The sequence below is a fragment of the Agarilytica rhodophyticola genome (assembly GCF_002157225.2).
Taxonomy (GTDB): domain Bacteria; phylum Pseudomonadota; class Gammaproteobacteria; order Pseudomonadales; family Cellvibrionaceae; genus Agarilytica; species Agarilytica rhodophyticola.
Window position 1 is genome coordinate 6,826,988 of sequence record NZ_CP020038.1, and the last position, 14,351, is coordinate 6,841,338.

The 14,351-nt window shown below is 41.6% G+C and carries 12 protein-coding genes; 6 read left to right on the forward strand and 6 right to left on the reverse strand.

What is annotated here, in order from left to right; all coding sequences use genetic code 11:
• Nucleotides 1-8: 8 nt before the first annotated feature.
• Nucleotides 9-725 (reverse strand): DUF3047 domain-containing protein, encoded by a 717-nt coding sequence (locus tag BVC89_RS28130; RefSeq protein ID WP_086934405.1) that lies wholly within the window; start codon nucleotides 723-725, stop codon nucleotides 9-11.
• 46 nt (nucleotides 726-771) lie between these two features.
• Nucleotides 772-2,844, reverse strand: a complete 2,073-nt coding sequence (locus BVC89_RS28135) for a winged helix-turn-helix domain-containing protein (RefSeq protein WP_086934406.1) — start codon at nucleotides 2,842-2,844, stop codon at nucleotides 772-774.
• A gap of 110 nt (nucleotides 2,845-2,954) precedes the next feature.
• Here BVC89_RS28135 and BVC89_RS28140 point away from each other — a divergent pair, with 110 nt between their 5' ends.
• From BVC89_RS28140 to BVC89_RS28150, 3 genes are all read left to right on the forward strand, one after another.
• Nucleotides 2,955-4,325: a PDZ domain-containing protein gene (locus BVC89_RS28140; protein ID WP_158658171.1), complete on the forward strand. Its 1,371-nt coding sequence runs from the start codon at nucleotides 2,955-2,957 to the stop codon at nucleotides 4,323-4,325.
• 497 nt (nucleotides 4,326-4,822) lie between these two features.
• A complete protein-coding gene (locus BVC89_RS28145) occupies nucleotides 4,823-5,014 on the forward strand; it encodes a MerR family transcriptional regulator (RefSeq protein ID WP_086934408.1) in 192 nt (63 codons plus the stop codon).
• Nucleotides 5,015-5,079: 65 nt separating this feature from the next.
• Nucleotides 5,080-5,262, forward strand: coding sequence for a hypothetical protein (locus tag BVC89_RS28150; RefSeq protein ID WP_086934409.1), 183 nt, complete (start codon nucleotides 5,080-5,082; stop codon nucleotides 5,260-5,262).
• Nucleotides 5,263-5,401: 139 nt separating this feature from the next.
• Here BVC89_RS28150 and BVC89_RS28155 read toward each other — a convergent pair whose 3' ends face one another.
• Nucleotides 5,402-5,884, reverse strand: coding sequence for a hypothetical protein (locus BVC89_RS28155; RefSeq protein ID WP_086934410.1), 483 nt, complete (start codon nucleotides 5,882-5,884; stop codon nucleotides 5,402-5,404).
• A 479-nt stretch (nucleotides 5,885-6,363) separates the two neighbouring features.
• On the opposite strand from BVC89_RS28155, the gene BVC89_RS28160 reads away from it, so the two are divergent.
• Nucleotides 6,364-6,798 (forward strand): hypothetical protein, encoded by a 435-nt coding sequence (locus BVC89_RS28160; RefSeq protein ID WP_086934411.1) that lies wholly within the window; start codon nucleotides 6,364-6,366, stop codon nucleotides 6,796-6,798.
• Nucleotides 6,799-6,843: 45 nt separating this feature from the next.
• Here the strand turns inward: BVC89_RS28160 and BVC89_RS28165 are convergent, their stop codons facing one another.
• The 3 genes from BVC89_RS28165 to prfH form a co-directional block, all read right to left on the reverse strand.
• Nucleotides 6,844-8,064 carry a pyridoxal phosphate-dependent aminotransferase gene (locus BVC89_RS28165; protein WP_086934412.1) on the reverse strand — a complete coding sequence of 407 codons (1,221 nt, stop codon included), beginning with the start codon at nucleotides 8,062-8,064 and terminating at the stop codon, nucleotides 6,844-6,846.
• Nucleotides 8,065-8,319: 255 nt separating this feature from the next.
• The gene (ggt, locus tag BVC89_RS28170; protein WP_086934413.1) at nucleotides 8,320-10,149 is read right to left on the reverse strand and encodes a gamma-glutamyltransferase; all 1,830 of its coding nucleotides are present in this window, start codon (nucleotides 10,147-10,149) and stop codon (nucleotides 8,320-8,322) included.
• 223 nt (nucleotides 10,150-10,372) lie between these two features.
• Complete coding sequence (gene prfH / locus BVC89_RS28175) at nucleotides 10,373-11,059, reverse strand: peptide chain release factor H (protein WP_086934414.1); 687 nt, start codon at nucleotides 11,057-11,059, stop codon at nucleotides 10,373-10,375.
• A gap of 555 nt (nucleotides 11,060-11,614) precedes the next feature.
• Here prfH and BVC89_RS28180 point away from each other — a divergent pair.
• Nucleotides 11,615-12,493 (forward strand): helix-turn-helix domain-containing protein, encoded by an 879-nt coding sequence (locus BVC89_RS28180; RefSeq protein WP_086934415.1) that lies wholly within the window; start codon nucleotides 11,615-11,617, stop codon nucleotides 12,491-12,493.
• A 208-nt stretch (nucleotides 12,494-12,701) separates the two neighbouring features.
• Nucleotides 12,702-14,084 carry an FG-GAP-like repeat-containing protein gene (locus BVC89_RS28185; protein WP_086934416.1) on the forward strand — a complete coding sequence of 461 codons (1,383 nt, stop codon included), beginning with the start codon at nucleotides 12,702-12,704 and terminating at the stop codon, nucleotides 14,082-14,084.
• Nucleotides 14,085-14,351 lie beyond the last annotated feature (267 nt).

A 14,351-nucleotide genomic window follows, 5' to 3' on the forward strand; every position in this document is an offset into this window, starting at 1 on the left:
ATCACTGATTACTTTGCAGAGAAGTAGATATCACCGTAATAGCTGGTGGTCTCTACTTTAGTATTATCGGTATCGGTCATAATGGCCAGACCGATAATACTTTTTATAAGCTCGCCAAAACGTTCCTCTAAATCAGCCATCACATTACGCTTTTCCACTACCCACTGCCCGGCTTTCTGTGATCCGTTTTCCAGTGCTAGCATAATCACATCATCAGAATATGGGTTGTACCAATGGCTGTTGAAATCAGCGGTATTAGACCAAACATAAGTAAGCGAACGAGGCGTAAAGGAAAACCCTGAGCCAGGGAAAACTACATACAGTCTTACCGGATAATCATCTCCCGTTTTTGTTTTTTCATCATTACCATCAAAGGTGTCGGTAATTTTCCATCGCCAATTCAAGAAAGGTGTTTTTGTTAAGTCTACGTCTATTTGTTGATATAAAGCGGAGGCACTGTGCTTACTGTCGGCCCTTAAAACCCTGATACCGTTATCATCAACTAGTGTGTAGTGTGTTTTATTATTAAAAACACGCTCTTGCCACTCGGATAAATTGTTGTCTGAAAATGTCGCAATAGTGAGTGTGCTTTTATTAGTAGTACAAGCTGTAAGTAAAATGACCAAGGAGACAAAGGCATAGCGTAAATACTTTTTAAGGTATCTACGTAGATACTGCTCAGTGATTACCGGATGGAAGCCTTTTTTGATATTTAATCTATACATTTAACTATTGAGTTTCTTATAAATAAAAGCACTTGAGAAGTAGCTTCTAATGTGAGCGTCGCAGCATATCTATGTCGGCATCCGCATAACTTGTTCTAGCATATGTAAAGGTATTAGATTTACTATCCACATGTATCCCGGAAAAATAAAGAAAGTTCGTCAGATTGTAAATTTTAGTGTCGTTTTCATCTGTTAAATTGAACTTATTAAGCACAGCGACACCGTGCGATGGGCGCTGAACATAGAAAACATTTTCCCCTAAGAATTGCCAGTTGTTCCAATCGACAGGCGCAAGGTTATGAATAATTTGCTGTTCTTGCTCTGGCGCTGAAAGCGCCACTTTCCAAATCCCTGGGGTGTTTCCTTTACTAACCAGTAAATAAGAGCCATCTTTCGACATTTGTGCGGTTTTTCCTCCCAAAGTTGTTATCTGCTTAGCATCTGGCTCATCGATTTTTCTGTACCAAATTTGCCATTCTCCCGAACGTTTGGATCCAAAATATAAGCCTTCACCGTCGCCAGACCACCGGGGTGCAAAAGCATCAGAGACATGAAAGTTTGTAATATTTTTATTGCGTTTAGTGTCGAATACTTGCACGCTAAAACTTCCCCTGAGGGGTACCATATAGGCTACATATCGACCATTGGGCGACCAGCGTGGGGCCATAACCCATGGGCCATTGTATTCACTTAACTTATAGTCCTGCCCGTTTTTACGCAGCCAGAGTTCAGCACTATCTGTGCGATCAGAAACGTATATCAGTTGCTTATATTGATTGAAACTCGCATCCCAATTTACTCCCTTTGCGGCAACTAACTCCTTTTCGTCGTTGCTAGTCAAGTCGACTTGTTTGACTGCAGACTCCTCGCGCCAACGTTCAAGTGCAATATCATCATTAACTCGACTTGCTATGGCACTTGCCCCATTTAACCCCTCGGGGATGAGCTTCAAATTTTCTGTATCAAGATCGAATTCCCAAAGCTGGAAAGCACCCATCCTATTTGATGTGAACAACAAATGGTCCTCGTCCTGTCGCCAAGCTAGACCATGAATCTTAACTTTATCTTGAGTAATTCGACGCCATTGGTAGGGCACTTTCCCATCGCTGACAAAAACATCTTCGACGCCCAGTTCATAATGAACGCTGATGGCGATTTTTCCACCAGGCGATACGGCTAGATCGTCAATACCCGCAAAGGCCTCTGGGGTAACATCTTTGCGCATTTCGCTCTCCAAGGATAATGAAACCAATCGAGCAGTTTCTGACGGCTTATCTTTAGTCACCATGAGCAGGTTTTTACCATCGGGTAGCCATTGCAAGTCATAAACACCCGCTCTTCCGCATTGGCCAACGCTTGTTTGGCCTTCGCCGATAGCGAGGCCGCCAATGGTAGGCACTAAATGAATTTCACAGCCTTCAGAATTGAGGCTGGCAAAGGCGATATTTTTGCCATCGGGGGAAAAGGTTGGCTGATGATCATAGGATTGCTGTTGGCTAAGCTGTCGTATGCCATCACCATCAACCTGCCTCACCATAACCGCCATTCCTTTGTCTTCATTACCTTCGCTATACACCAATAGGGAACCATCAGGACTAAACTCTGGATAGCGCTGCCATTGCTCACTTACCACCAATACTTCTCGGCGGTAGGACGGCTCATCAGTTGGCCATATTGAGGAGAACGCGAATACTCCCAAGCCGATAACTAACACCACCAATATGCTTTGAAAGATTTTAGAACGAGTTTCAGTATATTCTTTATTTTCTCTGTCAATTATAAGACGATAGCCGCTTTTAGCTACAGTTTCGATCTTTATTGGCGCAACCAACTCATCGGCAAAGGCTTTTCGTAAACGCGATATGCAGCGGGTAATGGCATCATCAGTAACAGGCCGTCCCAGCCAAACAGTATCGATAAGCTGTTCACGAGTAACTACCTCATTAGCGTATTGAGATAGCAAATACAGCACTTGAATTACCCTCGGTTCAAGTCGTATTTGATGCTTCCTGTAAATAATAGTGTTCTCAGCCGCACGCAGCTCGCATGGCCCAATCATAATATGACGATCGTCTTCCTGCTTTGGGGCTGTATCTGCTTTTAAGGCTTTTTGTCCCACTTTATACCTCAATATCTTTCGTCATCAGCTAAAAATCGGCTTTTCATCGGTACGTTTTAGCGCCGTTTTCCTATGTTGAGCATCTACCTAACAACGAGAGAGTCATGCTCATGCTTTCAATACCTCAAAAATACCGCTTACACATCTTTATTGTTCTGATAGTGACCTTCGCCCAGCTCAAAGTCTATGCATTATCGAAAATTGAAGGGGATTTGCCGCGCCGAGCTGATCTGGGCTTCCGTTTTTCTAGCGACGGGCACATCGTCGTCTCAAGACTTACTAAAGGTAGTCCAGCCGCTGCGGCAGACCTGCGGGAAAATGACATTATCACAAGCATTAATCAACACCCGATTAAGGATATTTTAGAAGCTTCTGGCAAACTTAGGCGAGTACTTGGAGGTGAGACGTTAGCACTTAAGATAAAGCGAGGGGACAAAACTCTCAAACTTAGCTTTACACCTGAAGCAAAATCTCTCGAACAAATACCGGGAATCGATAGCTACTACGGTGTGGTGGACATATCGAAATCAACACGACTACGAAGTATTGTTTCCGCGCCAAGTGGAAACGACAAACCTTTACCCGCCATATTCTTCGTGCAGTGGGTGTCCTGTGGTTCGTTGGAGTTTAATCCGCGCAGTAATCACGGACGTGTGATGTCAGATATTATCAAACAAACTAAACGCACATTTATCCGAGTTGATCGCACCACCAGTGGCGATAGCCAGGGGCCCTTGTGCCATCAACTGGACTACAACACTGAGATCGAACACTACTATAAAGCCTTTCTTAAACTCAAAAACCACCCTCTTGTCGACCCTAATAAAATCGTCATCTATGGCTCAAGTCTAGGGTCAACCGTGGCACCTCTTCTGGCAGAAAGACTATTAAAAAACGGCCACAAGGTAGCCGGCATCGCGGTACAGGGTGGCGGTGCTGTCAGCTACTTTGAAAGGATGCTAAATTTTGAGCGAAACTATCTGGAGCGAAAACTAAATAGTGAAAATCTATTTGTCTCCGCAGCTGATATACAAGATGAATTTATACAGAGGAGCCTCTTTTATACCGAATACCTTATACACGGCCGTCACCCCGATAAGATAGCTAAAGACTCCAAAATCATGGCTAAGGTTAGGGGGAATATCTTAGGCCTAAATAAATACGAACATTATGGACGCCCTTTTTCATGGCACCAGCAAGCTGCTCAACATAATTTTTTACTCGCTTGGAAGAATAGCCCTGTTCCTGTGCTTGTTATATTCAACGAGTTCGATCAATACGAGCAGAGACATGGGCACCGTATTATCGTTGACATGGTTAACCGTTGGCGTCCAGGCAGTGGCAGTTTTATTGAGCAAAAGGGCATTGGACATTCAAACTACCAATACGCTTCTACTGAAGATGCCTACAATTATAAAGGTGGTAAAGCCGTACCAGAAAAACTGGCTCAGCATATTATTTCGTGGTTGGGGAATCTTTAATTTTTTATTTTCTTAACAGTTTCCTACATATTTGAAGCCTATCTGCTTGCTAGGCTTCGCCTTTCAAATAGCCCTGTGTAACAGGGTATTTTTCGTCATAGAAGATATTAAATTTTATGGCGTCAAAATCTTCAAGCAGATTCTATACCCTTCGGTTTTCACAAAAATAATTATAACTATAGTGTCGTAATTAGCGGTTTTTCATTCAATTTTATTTAACAAAAAATACTGTATATATATACAATTTTTAGTTTTTGATGTATAATAACTTCATGTTAAGAAGCCAGTTTGATCCAGCCTTAAAACTACTCTGTAGCTATTTTTTTATTTAGAGAAGAGGAATATATATTCTAAAAATATAGGCATTTTTTATAATTTTTAATACTGTATTGCATGAAGTATTAAGTGTTTACTTTCCGTTTAAGCGGTAAAAACGTGCAACAGTTTATTTACTTTTATTTTGGTTCACCTCTAATATTTAACAAGGAGAAAAAGTAATGACTGAAAAAACAATCGCAATTGTTGTTCCGGCTATGACAGTAGAAGAATATGCATGCCATGTAGGTGTTAATGCTAGTACTGTTCAGGCTTGGGTAGATAGAGGAAATTTACCGACAATTAAAAAAAACGGGAAATGCCACCTTATTGACATTCCTAATCTTATTGCTCAATTCTCGCAAGAGTTATAGCAATAAATAAGTAAGTCTAAATAAAAAATTGTTTTTATAAATTTATGTGGAATAGGCATTACTCTATGAGTTCAAATATTGTTAGTGAATACGAGTCGGTTAATTGGTTAGATTTAGAAGTTATTGCAACCAAAGCAATGAATTTAGGTTATAAATGTATGATAACCAAACTTGATAACGACCTTTTTAAAATTGATGTTATCGAAAATGAGAAAAGAAGAACATTTAAAAATAGTGGCTTAAACTAAATTTAATAAATAAAAGCCGTATTTTAAAAATTTAAAAACCCACAGCTTCCCCCAAAGTCCCGGTAATTAAATTACTCTCTGCTTAAACTATTTTAATTACCGGGCATTTTTTAAAGAATGTTACTTAACTTCTTTAACTTTATTCTTCGCCTCTATTTTTTTTAGGGTATTGATAATACTCCGTGGTCTTATGCATTAGGTCTTGTTCTTTAGTAGATTTTGCTTGTACAAGCCCAGTTCTCGAGTGGTGTATTGGCTCCGCCACACCATCTGAATCTAGTATAGTCTCTATCATTTGTGGACGGCTCGCGTCTTTTCTATGAGGGCGATGCAACATATAGTAATTTTTGTCTGTTCTTGGACTTTCTCTTCCCACATTGTCCGGGTTTTCATGGCGTGTCGTTACTCGGCCACGTGTATAGCTATTGTGATAATAGGTCGTTGGATAACCTGTCTTAGTATTTGTTTGGCCGATAATATTATGTGGTTGATATAAATTTTTCTCTGAGACGTGAGAATAATTTCTGCGTCCTCGTATCCTTGATTGATCCATCATACGCCGTCCTCGGCTTTTTGCAGAAGATCCATTAGGTGCATTTCTATGTGCAGCTTGTGCTGTCACTTCATCGATTAAAAAGCCTTGACGATCTCATTTTGACCCCGACTTAGGATACGTCACCGGTGTATACAAACTTTTTGTGCTTTCGGGAAAATATGGGCTGGAAGCTATACTTTTGACAAAGTTCGGACGTTTACTATCGTTAATTTTCTTCTCGCCAGTAGGGCTTACTTGAGTACTGGGCCTTACATTATGTAGTCGTCTGTAATTTTGATGCATAATGTTAACAATTTACTATAAATTTTACCTATGGGTAGATTTCTATCGTATTCTGTTCAGATTATTTACCTCATATATGTGCCCACTTTATTGTTGGCTGGCAACTAAAACCATTACTGTTCTTTGCCGAACAATTTAGAATCAGAAATATATCTAGTACCCCTCCCCGCAATAAATTTAATTAAAAATAAAAATCTAACAAAAGGCCTACTTTAAGCCACTTACAAACTAGATAGAAATAATTTACCACCACGGGGAAAAATATGCCGAGAGTTACGCAAACGCATCATAGTTCAACACATGCCACGGGTTCTCACCGTGCCACTGCACATAGAACCCATAGAGCTAGGCCGGTACGTAATGCAATGGGCAGAACTCAAACCTCATCAACACATGCAGGCCCCTCAAACAGAGCATTAATTACTGCTATCGCAAAAGATCTAAAACAACAACTATCTCAACTCGATTCAAATTTAAGCATGAGCACCGTGTACACTATATTATCTGGAGTGGCGACGTACGCAGCAGCACAAGGACGAATATCTGAACCCAGTCAATTGGCAAAGATAATAATGGGCGCAACGCAACTAGCTGCTGGTACTGCGTTTGGTAAAAGCGTCAAAGATCTAATAGATGAAGTTACAAATTCAGCTATCCGGGGATACAACAGTGCATCTTCTTCTAGAAGACAACATTAAAATTTTTACCTTAGAAGTTTTTAAGCTTTATAAGGGATATTAATATCAGGTATTAACCATAGGTATTTTTAAATTGGAAATACATTCACATATTCTATTCATAGCCGCCGATAAGATTTCTTCGCTAGTGGCGGTTGAAATCCGAAAGAAAGGTGAGAGCCCATAGGCACTTCCTGGTACTGCGGCCACTTTTGCGTGATCTAACAAATATTGAGCAAAATCAATGTCACTATTAATCACGGTTCCATCTGGAGTGGTCGCCCCTATAATTGATTCACAGCCAATAAAAGCGTAAAAAGCACCTCCGGGAGCATCGAGAGTAAGTTCAGGTATTTTAGTAATTCGCTCGACCACCAAATTGCGGCGACTTTCGAAGGCCTTACAAAAACGTGCAACTTCATCCTGCGAACCATTTAAAGCGGCTACTGCCGCAGCTTGAGCAACGGAGCAAGCACCGGAAGATATCTGCGATTGTACTTTTGTCATGGCAGCAATTAAGCCCTGTGCTGCACCGGCGTAACCAATCCTCCAGCCTGTCATAGCATAGGCTTTTGATACACCATTGACAGTCAGTACTCGCTCTTTTAAATGTGGACATGCGGTGGCAAAAGACACAAATTCTCGACCGTCAAACACGATGTGCTCATAAATCTCATCCGACATAATTAGTACCTGCGGATGCTGCTCTAGTATCTGCCCCAATTCTGCTAGTTCTTCCCGCGTATATACAGCACCAGCGGGATTAGAAGGAAGGTTTAAAATAAGCCATCGGGTGTTGGCTGTAATGGCGTTTTTTAAGATTTCTGGCGTTAAGCGAAATTGATTTTCGGCGGTGCTGGGTAGCACTTTAGGCACTCCCCCTAAAATGAGAGTCATATCTTTGTATTGGCCAAAGTAAGGCGCACAGAGAAGTACTTCTTGCTTCTCTTCTAATGTCGCCATCAATGCATCAAAAATAATTTGTTTGGCACCATTGGAAACAATAATTTCACTGGCAGAATAATCTAGCTGATTGTCTCTTCTAAACTTTTCACTTATTGCAGCTTTAAGTTCAGCGGTTCCATCTGTTGGCGGATAACGAGTTTGCCCAGCTTTTGCCGCAGCATAGGCAGCTTCGATAATATGGGTCGGGGTATCGAAATCAGGTTCTCCTAAGCCCAAATCAATCACATCATGGCCTGCAGCTTTCAAAGCCTTTGCTTTCTGGCTGACCGCAGCCGATGCGGATGGTTGAACAGGAGCAAGCCGGGAGGATGCATAATTCATTTGAGTCGCCTTTATTTTTATATAAATTTTTAATAGTTCACAACGCGTGGTAATACTAACGAAATTTACCACTCTTCCCCCAAAGATTCTCTAAGCGTGGGAACATTTTGGTAAAAAGGAGCTATCAATCTAGCAAATTATTGTCGACGAAATGATGATAAAGAAAAGTGAGGTTCACAGAAGAATAGAATGGATAGTATAAACAGTGAAATTCATATTCACTGTTTATAGCCAGTAAGATGACATCTATAGTTGCTAGCGACCGCCAACAGTCCCATCTCGACGCTTATCTGCACCACCAATCAATACTTTTTTCGGGCGCCAATAAAAATCGAAGAAATGACGCGGGCGCTTTCTCTTCGCTACCTGAATAATAGACAAACCACTTGTTTGAGAAATAATTCCTACAGAGCGTTCATCTAAGGGGAGGTTCGGATCACTATGGCCTCGCAATTTCAGTTCGTCGGCCAAGCTCTGCGCATCGTAATCCCAAGTAATACCCGTAATAGGCTGCTCTATGTCAGTTCGACCATTGCGATTCATGTAGTGAGGAACATTAATGGTTTCTTGTGGATCCAGTTCAAAATCAATGAGGTTGACAATTGATTGCGCTGTGTAGCCGATAATTCTTGAACCCCCAGGAGAACCGGTCAAGAACTCGACCCTACCACGCTTATCATAAATAATGGTTGGCGACATGGAACTGCGGGGTCGTTTATCGCCCTCCACACGGTTGGCGACGGGTAAACCCTCTGCATCCGTTGCCGCAAAAGAAAAATCTGTCAACTGATTATTGAGCATAAACCCACGTACCATAACACCATTACCCAAAGAAGCTTCCACAGTAGTAGTCATGGATAGAGCGTTGCCGTAACGATCGATAATTGAAACATGGCTAGTACCGGATTCAATGGTCGACATATCTGGCGCAAAAGTATCGAAAATACCAGGGGGCACTCCTGCTTCAGCGGTGCCCATATCATTTTCACCAATTAAAGCCGCACGCGAACTGAGATACTCTTTATTGAGCATTCCTGCCGACGGAACGGTAACAAAATCAGGGTCACCCACATAACGATTGCGATCTGCAAAAGCAAGCCGACCTGCTTGTGTAAATAAATGCACAACATCTACATCAAGAGGATCTTTATCAGCAAAATCAAAGTTTTCAAGAATACCGAGAATCTGGCCAACGGCTAAGCCACCTGAAGAGGGAGGCCCCATACCACAAACCTTACGACCTCGATAAGTAGAGCACACCGGACGGCGCACAACTACATCATAATTCGCCAAGTCTTGCTCAGTCATATCCCCAGGGATGGAAGGGTCACCTTGTACCGCAGCAACAATATCTGCTGCAATGGGGCCATTGTAAAACGCATAAGAGCCATAGCGTTGGAGTTGTTTTAAAGTGTCAGCATAGGCAGGATTAGTTACTACTGTGCCTGCGGGTTTTGCGCTACAGTCAGGGTTTGCAAAATATTCAAATGCGTTTTCATCCCGCAAAAATAAACGCTCTTCACAAGAAGGATTAAAAGATAACAAACGGGCCACTTGATCACTGGTGCGCTGCGTCAGGGGATAGCCATTTTCAGCCAATTTTACAGCAGGACGAAATAACCTTCTCATCGGGAGGCGTCCATACTTTTTGTGCATAAACTCCATCATCCTTGGTACACCCGGTACTCCAACAGACAAACCGCTCTGCCAGGCTTGAAAAAAACTTAAATCTTGAAAACGATCTTGAGTTGCGGCTGAAGGTGCTTTTTCTCGTGCATCAACAGTAATAGTTTTACCGGATCGCGCATCATAATAGACCACAAAGGCGCCTCCACCGATACCACTGGCTTGAGGTTCAACTAGGCTAAGGACTGTTTGTGCCGCTATCATAGCATCGGCTGCAGTGCCTCCTTGTCTCAGCACGCGTTCACCAGCTGCAGTTGCTAAAGGGTTAGCGGTTACCACCATTTCTCTTTTTTTGATAACGGCTTGAGCTAGATCTTGGCCATAGGCATAAGCGTTAAAGAGAATAGGAGAAGTGAGAAAAATCAAAGTTTTGATACTGACAAGAATTTGTGTCTTCATAATAGTAGCTATTATTGATTTCAAAAATAAGAGTGATTTGTATTACCTGATGCTACTCTTTATCTTTTTAAAAGAAAATCAAAAAATAATATTATAATTGGATAACTAGTTAATATTTATTGTTAGCTCACAGATATGTCGCCAAAAACACCTACAGTGATATTTCCTTATTATGTTAAGCAAAATGTTTATGACGACCCTTTTGTGGATAACCTCCGATATCTTATATCTCTTGAAAGCCTGGGCCTTTGAATGTTCTTATTGCTTTACCTCGTTGCACACCGTAGTGATTGAGCCAACGTTGCTGCTCTCTTTTTTTATCATCCTCATCCTTGGCACTACTTAACAAGATATGTAAGCGCTCTAGCGCTAGTTGCTTATTGCGATGTTGAGATCTATCCGTATCGACCCGTATCTGTATTCCCGTTTCACGATGAGTTAAGCGAACAGCACTATTAGTTTTATTTACGTGCTGACCACCTGGGCCTTTTGAACGAATAAACTCAATTTGTGATTGAGACAAAAGCTTATTGATATCTATCTTTTTCGACTGAGATAAAACAATAGGCATTACGCCCACAAACCAATTTATTCTTTTATGGCCTGGTCGATAAGGACTCTCGCCATGCCATTTAATAGATCCATGCCAGTTTTTTAAAAACTTATCAAGGTTATATCCCTCTAGCCTAAATATCATAGATAGAAATGTATCCGGATAAATTAAGTCTTGTTTTCTAAGCATTTTATCAAAGGCAATATACTCAACGCATTCACACTTTATAGATTTAGATTCACATTCACTTAAAAGAACTTTCGCAGTCTGAGCCACAACCCAGCCACATTCTTTTGGCCCCTGCCCTGCAGTAATCTGTATCCATGCAATATCTTTTTTATTTTTTCTCTCTTCCATTTTTATTTTTTCCAAGTTCTATAATGTATATCTATTCAGATAATAATTTACAAAATCCGTTTTTATTTGCCGCTCTATTTCTTGAAGGCATAAAAACACCTTGTTAAAAGCTACATCTCATTAACAAATATTAAAGTTTAAAATTTTGACTAAAGCGGAGCTATAAAATTTCGTTAAGAAAATATTGGACGAGCGCAAGCGATGTAGATAAAAGCTACATATCAGAAAATTTTTTAGAATTTAAATTTTAACTAAAGAAATTTCCGGCAGCGAAGCCCAACATTTCAATTTTAGAATTACGTAATATCATTTGTGCCTCCTTAACATCTACCGAACTATTGACTGAAAATATAAGAGGTAATCGCTACCTCGATGTGTGGTCGCGGACTATAAAGTAGATAAGCTTTAGTTTCAAGCAAATTTAATGAAATTTTTATGATAGATTTTTGTCTTTACTCGTTTATCTTATTAACCTAGAAACTAGTAATATAAATTAATAATAATTCTTAGAAGTATATTTTTACATACAAACTAATTTAAGAGGCTTCACCAGAAGTGGCAACCGTACACGACAATATACTGCACGAGAGTGCACTGTTAAATATCGGTACCTTTGATTGCCCGGTAAGTGCACCGGATTTTACCAATACAGGCGCAATTGAGGCTTATATTTTAGTATTTCCTCGAACAGCTGTAAAAATACGCCATGAGAATATGAAAGAGGCGTTCATTGCCGACCCCAACACTATTACTGTCTACAACAAGGGCCAGCAATACGAACGCTATCCTATTTCCGACTACGGTGATCGCTGTGACTGGATTGCACTTGACCCAACTATTATTTGCGAAATATTGGCAGATCTAGGAGTCAACTTAAAAGAGGAACCCGAGCAAATTTTTCAATTATCTCACAGTATTATTTCAGCCAAAATCTATAGTGAATTCTGTATATTTATCAATAAACTGCAAGCAAGCTCCGATGAAGATATTTTGCTATCAGAAGAGTGGGCACTAAACTTTAGTAGAAGAACTTTGGCAGAGATTTATGGAAGGCATAGTAAGGCAACTTCAGCAGGAAAAATTCGGACAGGCAATAAACATAGAAGGCTGGCCAGTAACTGCTTAGAAATATTAAACAGCCACTACACAGAAAACCTATCGCTTAATGCATTGGCTAAAGAGCTAAACACAAGTCCTTATCATTTAAGTCGAGTTTTTAGTAGTATCATTGGGCTCACCATCCATCAATATTTGTGTCAACTGCGTCTTCGATCATCTTTATACAGAGTTGCTGAAACCAAGGAAGATTTATCAACACTAGGCTTAAATTTGGGCTTTTGTGATCATAGCCACTTTTCCCATTATTTTAAAAAACACTTTGGACAAACACCCTCTGCTTATCGTCGCAGCTCTGCTTTTTGCAAAATGCCCTAGGGGCTCGTGCGTTAGAAAACACAGCTATGCACAAGTGCCAAAACGAGCAAGATTTTCATAGTTTGAATTAAACCCTCTACTTAAGCTTTGGCAAGAGCCTTTAGTACGTTAGCTCTAAAGACCCGATCAACCAGGGGCTTACTATAAGAAAAGACAAAGCCCCTCCACTGTTTCAATAACGGTTATTTCAATAATAGTGAGAGCGTAAATGAATACAAAAGTACTCCTATCGATGATCCTAATTACCTCAATAGCGGCTCAATCTAGCCATGCCACCCCCGCAAGTAGTGCCATTGAACAAAGTGATAGATATCGCCTGAATGCAATCCCTAAAGCGCCCAGTGTTGAACCCTCATTATTTACCGCAAAAGCAAGTAGCGACTTTTTTGCGGAGGAAGATGTAGAAGTATTGCTTACACTTAACGGTGAGCAACAGGGGGATGGTTTTGGCTGGGTAGCGGAGGATCTTGGTGATATCAACGGTGATGGTGCCAATGACTTTATTGTCACAGCTCCCTTTTTCACGACCAATGTTCCCTTCCCTGCTGGTAAATTTTATGTCTATTCCGGTGGCGATGGTGCACTGTTAAACAGTGTCACGAGCCCAGGAATTCCCGTGTTTGGTTATAGCGCAAAGGACGCGGGTGATGTTAATGCCGACGGGGTTAACGACTATATTGTTGGTTCTTTCTCAAGTGCTATGGTGTTTTCTGGCGCAAATCATGCTGTATTACATCAGTGGTTTAGACCTGGTGAATTCTTTGGCGCTTCTGTGGGAGGGGTCGGAGATCTAAATAAAGACGGCTTTGATGATGTAGTGGTCGGCGCCAGCTACGCCAGCCAAAGAGCAGCTAATGCAGGAAGGTTGTATGCGTATTCAGGAAAAACGGGCAAGCTTCTATGGAAGCGCAATGGCCGCAGAGCTGGCGACGAACTAGGCACAGCCACCGGCCGTATTGGCGATATCAATTATGATGGCATCCCCGACCTTGTAGTTGGCGCAAGAGGTGCGGGTAGAAATGATGAAGGTCGGGCTTACGTATTGTCCGGTAAGAATGGTCGCCTAATACATCTGCTAAAGCCTGTGGGTGAACCCGGCTTAACCACAGATGGAGCAGGAGTTACCGCCGGCACCTTCGGACAATTTCATGCCTTCGGCGTAGGCGATGTGACAGGGGATAATATCCCCGATATCTACGTTGGCGACTACAATGCCCGCCAAGATGAAGTGGATGGCAGTGGCCGCGGCTATCTATATTCAGGTGCTACAGGCAAGACCGTGCATATCTTTCGGCCGGAAAATCTGGGAGATGGCTTAGGGCCAGCACGTGGAGTGGGTGATGTGGATAATGATGGCTTTAACGACTTATTTATCGCCGCGTACACCTTCACCGGAGGCAGTGCAGCAGGTAAAGGCTATCTATACTCAGGGGCTAATAAAGAACTACTTCGCAGCATGACAGGCACAGTAGCTAGCGCTTTCTTAGGTGTCGATGCTTTAGGTAGCGGCGATATTAATGGCGATGGCTTGGTTGATCTAATGCTGACAGGCAACGGCGTGCTGCATATTATTGCTGGACAACCACACTAGCAGTGCAAAGGTCAGCGGCTCTATCTCACTAGGCCCCTACCAATCCTTGATTGTAGATCAACAAGTTAAAAGCCTGCTTAGATGCAGGCTTTTTTGTGTTTGGCAAATATGGGCCAGACACAAAAAGCATTTTACACCTGAAGTCGTTTTGCCCAGTATGAGCCACCAAGCACTTTAATATACATTCTTGTCGTCAACATTCTTCTGCTCTCAGAATTAGGCTATCAACTTAGATTTGGAGGTAAGCGTATAGGACGTTATATGTCT